General features: G+C 46.5%; 9 protein-coding genes and 1 riboswitch. Of the genes, 2 read left to right on the top strand and 7 right to left on the bottom strand.

Features of this window, described 5'->3' with window-relative positions; translation table 11 throughout:
- Positions 1–116: 116 nt before the first annotated feature.
- Both D1155_RS07385 and D1155_RS07380 read right to left on the bottom strand, forming a co-directional pair.
- Positions 117–9,767, bottom strand: a complete 9,651-nt coding sequence (locus D1155_RS07385; RefSeq protein ID WP_160201752.1) for a GLUG motif-containing protein — start codon at positions 9,765–9,767, stop codon at positions 117–119.
- A 148-nt stretch (positions 9,768–9,915) separates the two neighbouring features.
- A riboswitch (cobalamin riboswitch) is annotated at positions 9,916–10,107 on the bottom strand.
- A gap of 77 nt (positions 10,108–10,184) precedes the next feature.
- Positions 10,185–10,892: an A24 family peptidase gene (locus D1155_RS07380; protein WP_160201751.1), complete on the bottom strand. Its 708-nt coding sequence runs from the start codon at positions 10,890–10,892 to the stop codon at positions 10,185–10,187.
- Positions 10,893–11,030: 138 nt separating this feature from the next.
- Between D1155_RS07380 and D1155_RS07375 the strand changes: the two genes are divergently transcribed.
- Positions 11,031–12,437: a basic amino acid/polyamine antiporter gene (locus D1155_RS07375; RefSeq protein WP_160201750.1), complete on the top strand. Its 1,407-nt coding sequence runs from the start codon at positions 11,031–11,033 to the stop codon at positions 12,435–12,437.
- A gap of 344 nt (positions 12,438–12,781) precedes the next feature.
- Here D1155_RS07375 and D1155_RS07370 read toward each other — a convergent pair whose 3' ends face one another.
- From D1155_RS07370 to D1155_RS07360, 3 genes are all read right to left on the bottom strand, one after another.
- Complete coding sequence (locus tag D1155_RS07370) at positions 12,782–13,579, bottom strand: hypothetical protein (protein WP_160201749.1); 798 nt, start codon at positions 13,577–13,579, stop codon at positions 12,782–12,784.
- 149 nt (positions 13,580–13,728) lie between these two features.
- Positions 13,729–14,061: a cupin domain-containing protein gene (locus D1155_RS07365; protein ID WP_160201748.1), complete on the bottom strand. Its 333-nt coding sequence runs from the start codon at positions 14,059–14,061 to the stop codon at positions 13,729–13,731.
- Positions 14,062–14,074: 13 nt separating this feature from the next.
- The gene (locus D1155_RS07360) at positions 14,075–15,724 is read right to left on the bottom strand and encodes a glutamine--tRNA ligase/YqeY domain fusion protein (RefSeq protein ID WP_160201747.1); all 1,650 of its coding nucleotides are present in this window, start codon (positions 15,722–15,724) and stop codon (positions 14,075–14,077) included.
- Between the two features lie 145 nt (positions 15,725–15,869).
- Here D1155_RS07360 and D1155_RS07355 point away from each other — a divergent pair, with 145 nt between their 5' ends.
- Positions 15,870–16,550, top strand: coding sequence for a TIGR00266 family protein (locus D1155_RS07355; protein WP_160201746.1), 681 nt, complete (start codon positions 15,870–15,872; stop codon positions 16,548–16,550).
- A 61-nt stretch (positions 16,551–16,611) separates the two neighbouring features.
- Here the strand turns inward: D1155_RS07355 and D1155_RS07350 are convergent, their stop codons facing one another.
- Positions 16,612–17,736, bottom strand: a complete 1,125-nt coding sequence (locus tag D1155_RS07350; RefSeq protein ID WP_160201745.1) for a DUF917 domain-containing protein — start codon at positions 17,734–17,736, stop codon at positions 16,612–16,614.
- A 28-nt stretch (positions 17,737–17,764) separates the two neighbouring features.
- Positions 17,765–18,706 carry an aminopeptidase gene (locus D1155_RS07345; RefSeq protein WP_160201744.1) on the bottom strand — a complete coding sequence of 314 codons (942 nt, stop codon included), beginning with the start codon at positions 18,704–18,706 and terminating at the stop codon, positions 17,765–17,767.

Genomic DNA, 18,706 nt, shown 5'->3' with positions numbered 1-18,706 from the left:
TTCTGCATTCAATCCGTTATAGTATACCATAAAACTTGTCACTTTGTGCGAAGAAAACGTAAAGTTTAGAAAAAAAAGAGGACGCTGTCTGGCGTCCTCCTTTCATTATACGGTTATTATTTCTTTGTCCAAAGTCTGTTTGCGTATTTGCACTGTTTCAGCGCTGTCTTTGCAACCAGCTTTCCGTCTTTATCATAGACCCTGATCTGAACCTTGTAATAATACATCTGACCTTTCTTACCAATTGTATTGGTGTAAGTATTACCTGTCTTTGTCAGCATGCTCTTGTAACCCGCTGCCTTCTTTGTGGAACGGAAGTACATGTATTTTACAGTATATCCCATTTCCTTCAGTTCTTTAATCGCCTCGGTTGTGGTCTTGTCTGCCTTGACAGTAACCTTCACGTTTTTCTTGCTGGTCTTAGCAGAACGCGCAGTCAGCTTCATCTTGGAAATCAATCCTGTTACTGCTTCAGGACCTGGGTCAAGCGGTGTGTCTGGATCTTCAATATCGGTATCATCTCCGTTACCTCCGCCTATAATACCGCCTGCTGACGGATCCTTCTGATAATCAGCAGTGTAATACCAGAGAATTTCATCACCATCATGGACTTCCCAACTGGTCAGTCCCCTGTCAGGCAAAATGCCATTGACCTTATAGAGCCAGCCAGAATTTGCGCCCACGGTCATTTCTCCCAAGGTCACGCCGTCTTTAGTCATAGACTTTACATAGCCCTTTTCAGCGCCTACCTGCGTAATTCCGCTACCGTCCAGCGCTTTTACAAAGGCATGGTAAACAGTGCTGCCTTCTTTTACGGTGACGGTTTTCTTTTCCAGCCACATACCGTTATGACTCTCAACGCTTACAGACACGGTGATATCCTTGTGACTGTCATCCGGTGCCGGCGGTACCTCTACAGTGCCCTGACCGGTTGCATGACCTGGACTAACAGCTGCATTCCCAAAGTCATAGAAGTTGTACGCATTCTGTCCGTCATACTTTTCCAGTGCAATCAGTGCACGGAAACCCTGTTCCGTCGCCAGAGCATTATCACTGCCTCCGTAGGTAAACTTCAGTGTTTCCTTGTTGACATAGCTCAGCATGCCATCCACGACGCTGGCGCCAGAGGCTGCTTTCCATGCAAATGGATTTTCACCTGCTGCCAGAAGTCCGATGATCACCATAGCGTCTGCATTGGCATTGCCAAAGGAACCGTTATCCTGCTGCGCCGTTTTCAGCGCCGCAAGAATCTGTTCTACGACCGCCTTCGCCTCTGCGTCTGTATCACAGTAAGGTGCCAGAGCCGCCAAAGCTGCTGCTGCCGTGTCTACATCGTGGTAGGTCTCGCCATTCCACTGATAGCTGAACAGTCCGTCCTGCATGTTGTCCTTCAAAATCTGTACCAGAGCGTCCCTCTGACCATCGGTCAACTTTACATTGCCCTGATATTCACTAAGCAGAATCCAAGGCGCACCGTAATAGCCACCCTGCAGAAGATCCATAGCAGTCAGCTTCTTGCTGTTGTCAATCGGAGTCAGACTGTTGACTTCGTAAAGTTTGCTGCTGTCAATACCCATAGCGCGCAGCACGATTTCCAGTCTTGCTCGATCAGAAGCAGTTGCCTCATCGCCGGCAGCCTCTGCAATCAGCAGGTTCAGTGCATTCTGCAGCGTTTCTTCATCGGTCTTTGCCGTCTTTCCTTCTAAAGTCTCATAAACCGCCATATCCATTACGGTCCATCCATCACTGGTCTTTTCATAAGAGGCAGCGATTGCATCCATCAGTGCAGCTCTCTTTTCACCGCTGACAGGAAGCACTACTGTCATCTTCTTAGTATAGGTGCCGTTTACCTCGTCAGTCAGCTTCAGTTCCACCGGAATGATAATCGGTTTTTCCGTATCATTGTTCATCCTCAAAGTCAGGCTCTCACCTCCGGCAAGATACTTATCATAAGCACTATCTACAGTGTAGACCGCTGTAATCCCCTCTTCCGGTGTTTCTCCCTCTTTCAAAAGGGTCAGTACAGTTACTGCTTCTACAGACTCAGAAACCGATAAATTATCATATTTCTTCGCTTCATCCTCTAAATTCTTTATTGAAAGATTTACGCCGAACATTTCGTACAGCTTTTCACTGACGTCTTTCATAGTTGAAAGCGTCATATCGCTTAGTTTTTCCTTCTCTGCCTCGCCGGTAAACTTGCTCTGATTTCCGCAGATATTCAGCACACCATCTGCGCTTACGCAGTTTCCGTAAGCATCCTTTATGGTTACCTGATTTGCCATACCAGAAAGCTGACCGCCTAGTTCGCCTGCAAAACCTGCATTATAACCCTGTCCCGACGTTCCATTTACAATAACCTTTCCTGCACCGATGACAAAGTCTGCTTTGCTGATTGCGCCGGCAAAGCTTCCTGTGTATTCTGTACCAGTAACAGTACCAATACTGTAGCAGTTCTTTACGGTTCCGTCACTGAATCCTGCAAAGCCGCCGGTGTGGTTTTCACCTGTTACATCGCCATCTGCATGGCAATTGTAGATATCGCCGGTGTTATCTCCTACAAAACCGCCAGTATATACGCCTTTTTCTGCCGTAACTGTACCGACAGCCGCACTTTCTGTAATGATACCGCCGTTTTCGCCGACCAGACCGCCGACCTTGTAAAGACCTGTCACAGCAACATCAGCACTGCACTTGTCGATAGCACTTGCAATAGTAAAGAGCGTATCTTTGTCATACTCGCTGCAGTTCTGCCCTACAAGACCACCTGCGCCGCCCGGATTCTTTCCAGCTGCGCTGACTTTTCCGCTGACCGTGCAGTTTCCAATCAGATTTGCCTTATTGTTCGCAACATCTTCTTTATCAAGCTGCGCACCTGCAATACCTACAAGACCGCCGACCTGATTCTCTCCAGTTACATCCACATTCACAAGGTGCAGATTCTTAATCGTCGCACCATAGATCACATTGAAGAAACCTGTTCCGTTTCCGCTGCCTACTATTTTCACATTGGAAACAGTATAATTTTGCCCGTCAAAGACGCCGGTAAACGGAGTGTTTCCACTTCCAATGCCGGAGAAGTCTGCACCTGCAAAATCCAAATCACAGGTCAAACGATAATTCTTTGACAGCGTATCTGCGTCACTGCTTGCCGCCAGAGCCTGCAGTTCTTCAACAGATGAAATATCAATCCATTCAATCGCTTCGCCCTTTGTCAAAGCATCCCAGGTCGGTCCTTTGAAAAGATTTTCTGTGGTGCCTTCGTACCACAAAAGCTTATCGCCGTCCTTGACATTAGCAAGGGAGGCGCTGACATTGGAAAGCTTGTCGTTAATACTAAACATCCAACCATCCGGAGATTCCACAGCATAATCATTGATGGTGTGAATATACCGTCCGAAGGTTTCTGTCGTTTTATAAGCATAGGTCAGCTTTTCCTGTTCCACTGCAGCATCCATCAAATCGACTACTCGTGTATTTCCGTTGCTGTCCATAGTAACAGAAATTTCATCACCCAGCTGTGAGAAAGTATAGCTGTTCTTGTCGTAAACCGCTAACGCAATCTTTACTGTAATCTCAGTCGTCTTTGCCTTTTCAGGTGCCTTTACAGCAACCAGATATGGCATACCGTCGTTCTTTTCTTTATCCTGTGCAAAAATACCTCTGCCTTGATCCAAAAGGCGCAGGAAAGCGTTTTGACGCAGCTCGTCTGCTGTTTTAGCCTGCGCATAATCATCCGGCAAAGACTCACTGCTATAGTAGCAGTTTTTCACTTCTTCACTGATATCGGTCGAAAATGCCGAATCTGGCTTTCTCGGACTGATAAAACCATGACCTTCGGTGCCGCTTGCAACAGTCACTTTACCCGCAGCGTAGCAATTTTCATAGATATTACCTTCAAATACAGAACTTCCCACAAAACCGCCAGAGTAGCTTCTTGCAGAAACATTGCCCAGCGCAAAGCAGTCACGAATGGTTCCGCCATAGCCCAGACCCAAAAATCCGCCTGCATATTCGCTGCCCGTGGTTACATCCATGGAAGTCCAGCACCGCTCAATGACAGCCCCCTCTTCATTAGCACCAACAAAGCCAGCATGACCGGTTGCAGAACTAGCGTTAGAAGTCAGGCTGCCGCCTTCCACATAAGAGTCTCTGATAACACCATAGTTTCTGCTGACCATACCGCCCAGCACCGCACCAGTATCCGCAGTAATATTACAGTTGATAACACCGCAGGAAGCGATGGTACCAAAGTTGTTCAGCGCCACAACTGCCGCATTGTCAGAGAACAGCACGTTGGCATTTTCGATGGTTAAATCGTATACCAGCCCTGTTGCACCGATATAGGCAAACAGTCCTGCGTCATTGTTGCTCAAAGTCAACCCCTTGATTTTGTATCCGTTACCATCCATGGTTCCCATAAACCGGTTGGTCACGTTACCGATGGACTTGGTCTTTGTCTGGTCTGCTGCTGCAAGTTCTGCGAAGTCGATGTCTGCTGTCAGATAATATTTCTTGCCCCAAGCGATTGTCTGCTGGCTGGTCTTATCTTCCTGGCTTACCGCTTTGTCTTCCACATTGGCAAGGTCAATCCACTCTTTTGCAGAAGAAATCGCAATCCAGTCAGATCTATCTGTATCCGCACCCGGAATTTCCGGATTTCCAACCACATATTCAGGGCTGTACGCAGACTGCGCACTCATAGCGTAGCCCGCAATCATGCCGTTTTGTCCCGATTCTGCACGAACTGCAAAAGCGTATCGCTTATCAGCTGTAAAATATCTGCCGAAATCGGCACTGGTAGCATCCGGCGCCAAAAGTTCCTGCGTCAGCACGGTATATGTCGGATTTTCTTTAGTACCTGTGACCTCATACAAAATCAAAGAAAGGAAATCCGCTTTTTCGCTGTCAGAGGACCATTTTGCGACAGCGCCGTCCCATCTCAGATTGTACGGTTGTCTCAAATGGTTATAGCATGCATCTTCGTTTTCTGCATTTAGATCAGCTGCCATCGCTGTATCTAAAAGGATCATCTCAGGTGTTACGTAGTTACTATCCTCTTCTGCCACAGGGTTTACTGTTACATAATAACGCCCTTCACCGGCTTCTATAATATCTTTGCTGAAATCATACGTTTCTTCAGTGACACCTGACACATCCTTGATCTTCTCCACTCCTGGCACATAGTAACCCAGAGCGATATCATGCTTGCCATCGTTCACAAGTCCCAGCAGAAATTCTGCCCGTTTATTCTCAGCGCTTTCTGTCTTTCCATCAGCTTCCTTTGCCTGCTGTACTGCATCTTCCAGCTGCTCAAAGAAGGCATATTCAGCTTCGGTCATGGCATCAATAATCTTCTGTTCATCAATGCACATCAGTTTCTGTCTTGCATTTAAAGCTTCACTGCGAAATTCTGCCAATTCCTCTTCCGATAGATTTTTCCATACAAAGCCTTCCCTCCAAAGGGATAAAGTATAGCTTTCTGCATGGGCTACTTTATCCCATCTTACGACCTGCCGATGAAGACGCATCATACCTTCTTCCAGGCTGTCAGGATTAAGGTACCTTTCCTCAAAAGCTTCCCAAGCTACATTCTGTGCCGCTTCCAGGGTGATCGGAGCCTCTGGTTCACTTGCTTTCTGCCAAGCCAGGATTGGATATCCATCGTTAGTGCCCGCTGCAGTTTTCCAAAGTACCGGCTGCCTGTCACCGTTCAATGTATCCGCCAATTCCTGCAGCTGCGCTGCACTTACTGCCTGCGCCTTGCTGTCTGCAGAAAGGGTATTCAGATAGTAAATATCCGCTATAGAAGCACTGTAACTGCTCACTGTACCAAAGGCTGCGTTTCCGCCATTTACCTGTCCTATGGTATAGCCTTTTTCAATGTCAGCAGCTGCATAAGCGACCAGACCGCCCACATTGCCGCTGGTACCAGTAACTGTGCCTGTGTTGTAGATGTCGGAAACTTTGCCATTGGCATGACCGATGACGCCGCCTACATTTTGCTTTCCGGAAACTTCGCCTGCATTATAACAAGAAGATACGACTGCATAATAGTTATATCCAGTAATGCCACCGATCTTTTCTGCCTGACTGCCGCTGATGGTTCCATAGTTAGAGCAGTTTTCCACGCTTCCGTCTTCCACTTCACCTACAATACCGCCGACATAATATTTATAGGCAGTTGCTGTTAGCGTAACATTTGCATAGTTATGGCAGTTTACTATATCAACATAATCACCATAACCCAGGATTCCGCCCACAAAGCCGTAGCTGCTGCTGACGTCGCCTTCTATTGTCAGATTTTCAATCACCGCATGTTTACTGCTGGTACCCTTGATATAACCGAAAAGTCCCGCATAATTGCTGTCTTTTTCGACTTTCAGACCAGTAATCTTATGCTCTGCACCATCAAAAGTGCCTGCATAGTTACAGCTTGTCGTGCCAATAGGCTGCCAAAGATTTTCGCCCAGATTGATATCATCGGTCAAAACCGCATCATAATTCTTGCCGGTTCCGTTATTGACCTGTGCTGCAAACCACGCCAGTTCTTCTCCGGTAGAAATCTGATATACGCCATCCTTCTGCACCGGTTCATCCATTGACTCCCCGTCCCAGGCAGTGGAAATCACCATAAAGACAGGTACAGCAGTATCGCTGTCTTTGATGGATATGGTTCCTTTGACGGTTGCATAGCCTTTTGCCTTTACGGTATATGTATAGGTTCCTTCCGGCAAAAGGTAGCTTCCATCTTCTTCTGCTGCCATGATATTTTCGCCGTTCATCACCGTGATAACCGCTGTCACACCGTCAGGGATTCCCATAAAGGTTACACGATAGCGCAGTGCATCCTGCAGAATGATATTCTCTGAGATGCCGGTTTCACCAGCTTCCGCCGTCACGTGAATGGTTCCAGTTTCAGTAGTTTTTCCGAAGGCTTCTGCCGTATATTTGTAATCTCCTTCTGTCAGGGAATAAGTGTAAGTTCCATCTTTTTCATCTGCTGCTGCAACGGTTTCTCCTTCAGCATCTTTTAAAATCAGCTGTGCGTCCTTAGGCTCCACCGATAACACTACCTGGTATCTTGGCGTGGTATCCTGCCAGCTTAAAATCGGATATCCATCGTTAATCTGTGGTTCCATATCTTTTAGGAACCCTGATCCCAAGAGCGCCACAAAATCACCTGATTTTAATTCCGCATCGGTCTTTGCTTCTGCATTGGTGTCACTTCCGACAATATCCAGATAATACAGATTGCTAACCGCTCCAGAATTTTTCTTTCCCACTGCAGGGTGTGTATCGGAGCCTGTTGAAATCACGTTTCCTATAGTATAGCAGTTGGTCACCGATGCGCTGTAGTCGTCAATCAATCCAACTAAACCGCCCGTCTGACCTACTGTATTAATCACATCACCTCTATGGTAACAATCTGTGATCGTTGTTGCATAATAGATTCTGCCAACCAGACCTCCAACATTAAAGCCATTACCGCTGACAGTTCCTAGATGTGCGCAGCCCGTCATTGTCAGCATGCGTCCGCCGACATAGCTGACTAAACCGCCGACATGCCCTTTACCGCTTACATTAACACTGCTCAGACAATTTTCTATTACAGTATTAGCCCCTGTCTGCGCTGCCAAGCCTGCTGTATAGTCTCCGCCTTTTACACTTCCGCTAATGGTCAAATTTTTTATCTCTGCTTCACTGACATATCCGAATAGCCCCTGATAACTGCTTTCAGAATCAATAAAGAGTCCGGAAATCGTATGTCCGTTGCCGTCAAAGACCCCCTTGAACGTTCTGCTGCTGGAACTTCCAATCGGCGTCCACTGTTCTTCTCCTAAATCGATGTCCTTTGTCAGAATGACCTGCATTCTGCTGTTATAAACGCCGTTGACTTCCTGTGCCAGCCATGCCAAATTTGCTCCGCTTGCAATTTCATAGAAGCCGTCTGCATTTTTATTAGGCGCTTCCACATCATCGCTGCCACCCCAGGCAGTCTTTGCGGTCAGCGGAATGGTGATAGTTTTTGTACCGTCAGCTGTTTCTTCCGCTAGACTGATTTCGCCTGTTACTTTCGCATAATTACTGCTTCTAAAATTATAGCTGTAGTCGTATCCAACAGGCAATTTATAAGTCAAGCCATCGGTTTCCGGCTCTATTGACCTATCACCTGCTGTTACGGTCAATTTGCCATTTTCAATTTCCTGTCCGTAGAACTCATCGTCATAATTAAAAGTAACTGTGTATATAGGGTTTGCTTTTAACGCAATTTCCGTCTCTTTTGCAGCTCTGTCAATTGTGACTTCGCCTTCCTTCGGAGCATAGCCAAAGGAGCTCACTGCATAGGTATACGTACCGTTTACTACTTCGTAAATGTGCTTCTGTGCATCCTTTGGCGTCAGAGCTTCTCCATCAGCATCCTTTACCAGAAGGTCTGCTTCCCCCGGAGCCAGACTGAAGGACATATCATAAACATTTTGTTCCAGCGTAATCTTCTGAGTGATGTCTTTTTTGCCTATGACGATAGTGCCTTCCCTGTCGCCGTAATCTGTAATGTCATCTCTCTGAGACACACAGTAAGAATGAGAACTTCCTGATGGAAGAGATGAGAAGGTGTACACGCCGTCTTCGTTTTCTTGCTGTTCTTCACCGTCAAAGATGAGTTTAGCATTTTCCGGCACTAACTGCAGAGTGATACTGTAAGTAGCATTGGGATCCTGCCATTTCAGAATCGGATAGCTTCCCGTCTGATTCTGAAAGCTGCCGCCCAGTTGTCCTGCAAGACTCTCCATTTCTTTTGTAGATTTTCCCTCAATAACTGCCGATCTCAGATTTGTTGCTTGATCTCCTGTATACTTCGTACTGTCATAGTAACAGTTTTCAATATCTACAGCACAAGAAGAAGATCCAGCATAGGCAAATCCATAAAGATACGCATCTTTTCCTACCATGTCCGCTGCTGCATAAGAATTTTTTATAGTACGAGTATATGCGCTGTACGAATTACCAATCTGTCCAATAAGTCCCGCGCCTGACCCGTTTTTTGTGTCGATGGAAACATCCGCATAACAATCTGCCACAGTCCAGCTGCAGTAGCCGCTGATATTTCCCACAAGTCCGCCCAGATAGGAAGAACTGTATGCGTAGCTGCCCGCTGTCAGTTCTGCCCTTGCAAAGGAGCTTTCTATGGTGCAATTATCTCCGATATAGCCAACTAAACCGCCCATATTAACCGCCTGACTGGTGGTACACACAATAGTTCCATTTAAAACACCGCAATTACTGATACTCGCAGCGCCGCTTATTTTTCCTGCCAGTGCGCCAACGCCATAGCCGGAGCCGCTGGATACTGCATTGGTAATACTGCAATTCTCCAGCATTACTCCGGTAACCTCTGCGCCGCTTCCCAGTTCTGCAAACAGTCCGGTATTTCCCGAAGACGTAATGCTGAGATTTTTAATCGCAAATCCGCCTCCGTCAAAGGTTCCGCTTCTCAAGCCGTTAATCGGCCGCATATCGATACCCTCCATATCGATATCCGCCGTAAGACGATAACAGCCGGTCAGTGTGGTTCCACCCAGCGATGACAACTGCTGCCCGTCAGAAATTAAATAAGGATCTGCTTCTGTACCCGATCCTGTTATCTCTGATACAGTCTGTGCTTCTGGTATATCTGCAGCAAAAACGCCTGCCGGCGCCATACTGATCAGCATCGTCACGATTAGAAACACTACCAGAAAACGGTTCCCTGTTTTTCTTCTCATGTCCTTTCCTCTCTTTCTTCAATTCATCATTTATCTAAACACCTTACCGGTGATCTATACAAAATAAAAAGACTGTAAAAAAGCATTCTCCACTTTCTCACAGTCCGTATTCCTGTACAAAAAATACTTCTAAATGTTCCTCCGACATCTACAAGTTGTCCTCTCGTGCATGTCTCCTGGCTCAACGCTAAACCGTTCTGTCTTCCTTCCCAAAAGCCATATTGGCTCCAGTGGCATTATAGGCAGAACTCACGTCTCACAGTGGCGGGACCGCGCAGGACTCTCACCTGCTTCCATCTTAGCTTTCTCAAGACGAAGTACAAACACTTAAGTCTTGGAAAGAACACGAAATTATTCTGACATTTTATTCAATTGTAATATATTCTACCCTTATCAGAGAAGATTGTCAAGGCTCTTTTATAGGAGCAGTACCGGCATGTAATCCCACAAAAAAATCAAATGGATTGCCGCGGCCAGTGCAATATACGGCGCCATCGCAACAGTATCAGTGCGTTGGATTTTCTTTCTCACAAGAAGCCAGATTAGATGCCCAGCACTAAAGAGTATAGTCATCACAAATATCAGCAGTATTCCCCGAAGGCCGGCAATCAAACCCAGCGCCGCAAAAAGCTTGATATCTCCGCCTCCAAGAGTATCCCTGCAATACGCCAGCTTGCCAAGTAGTGCAGTGGCACCCATAATACCAAATCCGGCAAGCCCTCCATACAAACAGTCTTTCCATCCATCATGAAAGGCAATAAATCCCATGGCGGTTACCGCAAGAAGCAGTACCAGCTGATCCGGTACAATGCGGTACTTCGCATCAGCCACGGCAATCTCCAAAAGCAGCCAAAGACTGCAAACTGCCGCCACCGCAAACTGCCAATCGTCTATTACCAATTTAATATCGATGACGACAAACAGCATGGTAAGTATAAACTTCCATGGGTAACTTTTGATGCGCTGTGTATATGGATCTTTCAGTGCATCGGATGGCTCCTCGTCATAGTCGCAAAGCCACTGCGCCGGCATTTTGTTAAAGAAATATACTGCGCCGTTTCCTGCGAAAACGCCGACCAGAATCGCCGCAAGACATTTTATAATTATGATTAATGTATCAGTCATGTTTTTTCTCTCTTTCTCACTTGGTATCTTACCACAAAATTGCATCTCGCAAAACAAGTTTCTGCGTCTTTCTACGTATAAGCGATTCGCCTTCTGCACATAGTATCAGTAACTTTATTTGATTGCGAGGAATTTATCATGCAGGACAAACAAGGTCTTGGACTTTTTAAACTAACTTTTTTTGCCATCGGTACAACGCTGGCAAGCGGCGTTTTCAACATGTTCAGCGATATGGCAAGAAACGGCGCAGGCACTCTTTCTGTACTTATTGGCTGGGCCATCGCCGGTATCGGCATGTACAGCCTTGCCATGTGCTTCAACAGGCTCAGTATCGTAAGACCCTCTCTAAAAAGCGGCATTTTCGCCTATGCAAAAGAGGGTTTCGGCGCTTACATCGGATTTAATTCCGCCTGGGGCTATTGGATTAGCGCGATTTTATCGCAAGTGTCTTTTGCGACTCTGCTCTTCGCTGCGCTAGGTCAGTTCATGCCCCTGTTTGCCGGCGGCAACAATCTGGCTTCCATCGTCTGCGCATCTATTGTGATTTGGGGCTTCACTTTTCTTGTGATGGGCGGCGTGCAGGAAGCGGTTACTATTAACACGATTATCGTCATCGCCAAAATCATCCCCATTTTTGCATTTATTCTATTTGTTATTTTTCTCGGTGCTTTTGATCTGGATATTTTTCTGGACAATTTTATGGGCGAGGATACCGGCTATTCCCTGGGCAAACAAGTGCTGGAAACCACCTACACTACAGTTTGGATTTTTACGGGAATTGAGGGAGCGGTCGTCATTTCCGCCCGTGCAAAATCGACTGCTGTCTCTGGGAAAGCCACTACTCTTTCCTTCCTGTCACTGCTGATTCTCTATGTACTGATTTCTATTCTCAGCATGGGTATTATGCCAAGAAGCGAACTTGCCTCTCTGGGCGACCCTGCTATGGCTGGACTTCTTTCCTATGTTGTCGGACCTTTCGGTGCAACCCTTATCAACATCGGTGTAATTATTTCCATCGCCGGTGCCATGTTTTCTTATACGATTGTTACCGCCGACAGCGCCTATGCGCCAGCCCTGCAGGGCTGCTTTCCTGCTTTTCTCCGGAAGGAAAACCAGCGCCATGCGCCCAGCGGTGCGCTGCTTCTCACCGCAGCCATCATCCAGGTGCTGCTGATTATCATTTATTTCCAGTCTTCTACCTATCAGGCGCTGTATACCCTGGCAACCAGCGCCATTATGATTCCATTCGTGCTCTCTGCCCTGTACTGCCTGAAAACCTGCTTTGAAGACAGCCGCACCGGACACAGGACTGCCGGTTTCAAAGACTGGTTCATTTCTACACTTGGCGTCATCTACGGCTTCTGGATGCTGTACGCCACAGGTATCAGCAATATCATCATCTCAGCCCTGATGTTTGCGCCTGGTGCCTTGTTCTACTTCTGGGCTCGCCGTGGGTCTCACGAAAAATTCTTTGGAAGTGCACTGGATGTCGGTGTCTTTGTCATCATCATGGCGGGATTTGTGTATTCCTTGGTGTGGTTTTAGGCGAAATGACACTTTCGTTCAAAACTTAACTTAAAGTGTCATTTTTAAAAATCGTGTAATCGATAAAATGGCACTTTTATTTTAATTCTATTACCATTGTGTCACTTTTCAATTGAATAGAGAGATTTCTCCTATATGAAATGTATTTCCTTCAGTTTATACCACAACCAAAATCTCTCATTTCTGAGTTTTTCCCGGTAACTATGCACTTCAACCTTAAAATTATGACACTATCTCCAGCTAATTCATTGCATTGTGTCACTTCCCCAAAAACCAGATTCTAAAAAATGACACACCCATATCAAAGCTTTACCAAAAGTGTCAAATCTGCAAAAACCAAAACTCTATCTGAAGTAGGGTAGCAGTTGCGTCCTTACAATTTCATCGATATATTTACTGCTGCAGTTCCCCTTTTCATCATCCTGCGTCAAAATCAGGTTTCGCCCGATTAAAAAACCATACTTCTGATACAGCATTAGCTTTTCACCAGTGCGAATGCTATATTCCTCGTCCTTTAAAAGTCCTAAATGTTCCCAAATAATAAATCTTCCATCAGGAAGTTCAATGGTGAAGTCCGGTTCAAAATAATAACCTCTGTTATTTTTGTAAGGAAATCTCCTTTCATAGAAAAAGGGAATTCCATATTTAACAAGAGTATTCACAATAATCACCTCCGATTTTGATCGAACGTATAGCCCACAAGCGGTTTCATGGATATGATATTTTTCATCAAAATTCAACTGAACTGGCTGGTTTTCCTCTGTTGTTACCCTCTTCATTCCTACATACTTAAATGCGTCCCTATAAGTTTGAGGAAATCTCCCAATTAGGTCCGCTAATTGATTTTCTCTATAGGCTTTCTGCAGTGCCTCCAGCGCTGCAATATTTTTCTCTGTAGTACGAAATATTTCTTCATTCAGTTTTTTCTTCGCAAGCCGTTCTATTCGTTTAAAATCATCTGTGATATTTTCTGCACAACTTCTTCCATTTTCATTCCTGCACGCGTAAAACGCCACGCCATTCTTCCGCGGTCTGCTTTTCAAATAGCCCTCCGGCGCACGTGCACGCGCCCGCTCGCTTTGATAAAGCAGTCTTCGCTGCCCTTTCAGTTCTTCTTCTACCAAATCTAAGAATGCTCCCATAATCACACCTCCTTTTCTACCATGATACCACAATCCCCTTTCAAGTGCAAGATTTTATTTCCATAAATGTAAATAAAAACCATTTTAACCTCGATAGAAAACCCCCTTGCGGGTTTTAGGCGCAAAGGGGTTTCAGCCTTCTCTAAACTCTAAAATACTACAGTCAGCAGCATTTTAAAGCGTTCCTGCCCATATACTGCATGGGGCGTTTTTGCAGGCATCACGATGGTCTGCCCACATTCCACGACAAAGACTTCTCCATCTATGGTAATCCGTCCGGTTCCGTCAAGCACCGTTACCATGGCGTCGCCCCCGGACTCATGGGTGCTGATTTCCTCGTCCTTCTCAAAGGCGAAGAGCGTCAAGCTCACCGCATCGTTTTGTATCAGTGTCTTACTGACTACCTGTCCCTGCTGATACTCAATTTCTTCAGCCAGCGCCAGGACTTTGGATTTTTCGATATTTTTCATCTTGCCGCTCATTTTCTGTTTCTCCTTATTTTGCAGGCTTCCAGGAACTCTTCAGATCGACAATCCGATTGAAGACTTTTTCAGTATCTGTCGTCAGTTTGCTGTCTGCTACATAATAGCCGTGACGGAAAAATTGGAACCGCTCGCCCGGCGCCGCCCCCGCCAAAGAAGGCTCAGCGTAGCCCCAGGTTTCCTCAATAGAATCAGGATTGAGAACATTCTCGCCATTTTCATCCGGCACCATCAGGTAACTGTAGTTGCGAATCTTTACCTTAACTGCAGTCTTCGCGTCTACAAAGTGAATGGTTCCCTTGACCTTGCGACCTTCAAACCCGCTACCGCTTCTTGTTTCCGGATCATAGGTACAGCGCAGTTCCTTGATGGAACCGTCTTCGTTCTTGACGACCTCTTCACACTTGATGAAGTATGCGCCCTTAAAGCGAACTTCGTTACCCGGGAACAGTCTGAAATACTTCTTTGCCGGCACCTCCATAAAGTCTGCACCATCCACATAAAGTTCTCTGGAAAACGGAATTTCACGCACACCCATCTCCGGCACTTCTTTGTTATTTTCAAGTTCAATCATCTCAGTCTTATCTTCCGGATAATTGGTGATTATGACTTTAATCGGATTTTCAATCACATTTCTGCTCTGTACTTTGGTCTTTAGGTCCTCACGAATGCAATGTTCCAGCAGGGAAATGTCCACTGTGCTGTTGGATTTTGCAACGCCTACTCTCTCGCAGAAATCGCGAATGGATTCCGGCGTATAGCCTCTTCTGCGCATCCCTGCCAAAGTCGGCATTCTCGGATCATCCCAGCCGTCTACCACGCCATCCTCTACAAAGCTGCGCAGGTAGCGCTTGCTCATCACGGTATTGGTAATGTTCAGTCTTGCAAATTCAATCTGCTGCGGCAGGTTTTCCCACCAGCCGACCTCCTTCAGCACCCACTCGTAAAGTGGCCTATGATCCTCAAATTCCAAAGAACACAGGGAATGCGTAATACCCTCGATGGCATCCTCAATCGGATGCGCAAAATCGTACATTGGATAAATGCACCATTTATCTCCCGTGTTGTGATGCAGCGGGCTGTGGGCGATTCTGTAAATAACAGGGTCTCTCATATTGATATTAGGCGATGCCATATCAATCTTCGCGCGAAGCACGCGCTCGCCGTCTGCAAACTTACCCGCTTTCATCTCCTCAAAGAGACGCAGGTTTTCTTCCACGCTCTGGTTTCTGCACGGACTCTCCTTGCCCGGCTCTTTCAGAGTGCCGCGGTATTCCTTAATCTGCTCAGCATTCAGGCTGCAGACATAAGCCTTGCCCTTTTTGATTAGCTCGACCGCTGCCTCGTACATCTTGTCAAAGTAGTTGGATGCCCAAAGGAGCTTATCCCACTTAAAGCCTAGCCAGTGAATATCCTCTTCGATTGCACTGACATATTCTACATCTTCCTTGACCGGATTGGTATCGTCATAGCGCAGGTTGCACATACCGCCGTACTTCTCAGCGGTTCCGAAATTGATGCAAATCGCCTTAGCATGCCCGATGTGCAGGTAGCCGTTAGGTTCCGGTGGAAAACGGGTATATACCTTGTCGCCGTTCTTCTGCGATTCCAAATCCTTATCAATAATGCTATGAATAAAATTCGTTGAAACAGGTTCTGTCATAGTTGTTTCCTCCAAATATTGTTATCAATAGACTTAGTATACCATAATTATATCCCAATTCAAAACAAATTTTTCACCTTTACAGCACTTTCCGTCTCTGCTAAAATAAAAGTTACGAACATGTTTGTGAAAGGAGATTGAAGCAATGAAATATAATATTGTCGGTGAACCGCTTCCTGCTGTCATCTGCGACGTGGAAGCAGGCGAAACCTTAATCACAGAAAGCGGCGCCATGAGCTGGATGACCCAGAACATGAAGATGGAAACTACGAGCAACGGCGGTATCGGAAAAGCCCTCGGCAGAATGTTTTCCGGCGAAACCCTTTTCCAGAATCGATACACTGCACAGGGAGGTCCTGGACAGATTGCCTTTGCGTCTAGTTTCCCAGGTTCCATCAAAGCTGTAGAAATCACCCCGGGCAATGACCTGGTTGTACAGAAAAAGGCTTTCCTCGCCAGCGAATCCACTATAGAACTGTCCATATTTTTCCAGAAAAAGGCAGGCGCTGGCTTCTTTGGCGGCGAAGGCTTTATCATGCAGAGGCTCTCAGGTCACGGTACTGCCTTTATTGAAATCGACGGCTACGCAGTAGAATACAATCTGCAGGCCGGTCAGTCCATGGTCGTAGACACAGGATATCTGGCTGCTATGGATTCCACCTGCTCCATTGAGGTTGTCTCCGTTCCGGGCGTAAAGAACATGCTCTTCGGCGGCGAAGGCATTTTCAACACTTTGGTAAAAGGACCAGGAAAAATCATCCTGCAGACCATGCCAATTAACGTAGTCGCAGGCGCTATCAATCCGTTTATTGTAACCAGCAATTAATCAATCGCATATTACAATAAAAAGGACGGAATTCGCTTCCGCCCTTTTTATTATACTCTATTTACCAGAACTTCACTTCCGGTTTTGCATTTCTGTAATCGGCGCTGACCATGACTTCGTTCCAGCATTCGTAGCATTCCGGCATGTCGTACCAGCGATCGTCTGCTTTCACTGCGGTCAGTGCAATTCTCTGTCCCACGTAGGTTTCACTGTTGGATACAGGAACTGCGTGTTTTTCGTCGCTCAAATCTAAAGTGGAAATGATGCTCGGAATGGTAACCAGCGTCTTTTCGCCAGCTTCCACGTAGAGGTTCTCGTTCTGGAATACAACCTTGAATTCCTCGCCGTTATCTGCGCGAACCGTCGTCACACCTGTATCAAAACCGCCTGCTGAGTCAATCTGAATATCCACAATGGTTCCTGCAGACACGATTGGACTAAACGGAATTTTTTTCTCGCCAAAGTAGCTTTGCAGTTTTTCCACAGCCTCTGCAGCAGGCGTTTTCATCAGAACATCGCCCACTTCAATTGCCAGGGTCATCTGGCCCAGTGCGGAAGCATCCTTGTGCTGGTCTTTGTTCATCATCCATGCAGCAAAGCCGATGCCCTGGTCGAATGCCTGACACATGTATCTTGCGATTTTTTCACAGGCGGCGCCATCCATCGGATCTTCTGTCCTCGCAACGATGGTGTCACCAGCTTCACTGGCTAAAATAACCGGACTGGTCGGCACGCCGTGTACCGGCAGAAGTCCTGTATTCAGCTCCGGAACGGCACGACCGTTTCCATCCGTATCGATAATCGGAAGTCCGCATTTCCAAGCTGCGTAAAGTGGAAGCATGGTGTTTCCGCCGCCCATTTCGCCGGAATACACATATTTCAATTCTTTGCCCAAAAATCTTGCTTCTTCGCTCATCCCCTTTACAGCGTTGACAGATTCGTCCTGGAAAGTTCTGCCCTTGGTTGCTACCGGAGAGCCCAGCGCTGCAATCATCGTGGAAACAACATTTGGATCGTCCTCCATCTCTACAATATCAATCATTTTGATAAATGCATCAGGGTCTTCCGCATACATAGCTTCAATCAGCGCCAATCCCTCTTCAGCACTACCGCCACCGCCACCGCCATAAAAGCTGGAGCCGTAAACAATACTTGTCAGTTCCTCACGTCTTAATTCTCTTGCCATTTTTTTACCTCTCAAATCTATTTTCTCTTTAATAAACGTGTTTTCCCTTTTCCATCACGCATTCGTCATCAATCCAGACAGTCGGTGCGTTGATAATCATGTCGTAGTGCATATCGCAGTCCTGCTGTCCGCCCATGAACAAGTTGTTGCCGCAGGCAATATGAATGGTGCCGAACACTTTTTCGTCGACCAGGCCATTGCCCATAATTTCACAGGTTGGATTGGTGCCGATACCGAATTCGCATACATTCTTTGCAGTGTCTTCAAACTGACCGACAAATTCCTCAAACATCTCTGCGTCAGCGCCTTCTGTCTTCACAATTCTGCCGTCTGCAAAGGTCAGGGTCAACGGTTCTTCCATCACCTTAAAATCTGCGATAACGCCGTCAACCACCAGCACACCGTTGCCTTTTGTTTCAATAGGCGCGACCATGGCTTCGCCTGCCGGCAGATTACCAAAGGCGCCGGACTCTGTCAGTTTTCCAGTATCTGCAATGCCTTTTCTGCCGCCGCAGTAAAGGGTTAAATCAGTGCCAGCCTCTGTTGTAATATGTATCTTTTCAGCCCTTGTCAGCTTTTCTGCCAAGATACTTCCGATGCGCTCTACCTCATCATAATCAGCGCCCAAAGTCATTTTTACGATGTCTTCGGTGATGCCCGGCATGGAAGCAATTCTGCAGCCTCTTTCTGTAGCTTCGGCTCTGCCTTTTGTATGGGTGTAAGAGCCGGTGGTAATCATCATGCACACCTGCGCCTCGTCGAGGGCCGCCTTACAAAGCTGCGGCATTTCTCCGCCTTGATGGACAGGTCCCACTGCCATAATCGTTTCAATTCCCAAATCATTTCCTGCTTTTACAAATTCCTTCGCAAGATCCAGCTGCTCGATATCGGTAAGAATCAGAAATTTTTCTCCCGCTTTTACGCCCATGCAGGATGCAATAGAAATTTTTGCTGCTTCATAAGTATTCAT

Source organism: Anaerotruncus sp. 80 (assembly GCF_009936115.1).
In the GTDB taxonomy this organism is placed as follows: domain Bacteria; phylum Bacillota; class Clostridia; order Peptostreptococcales; family Anaerovoracaceae; genus Senimuribacter; species Senimuribacter intestinalis.
The sequence above is the reverse complement of the archived record's forward strand: the minus strand, read 5'-3'. Positions and strand labels throughout refer to the sequence as shown.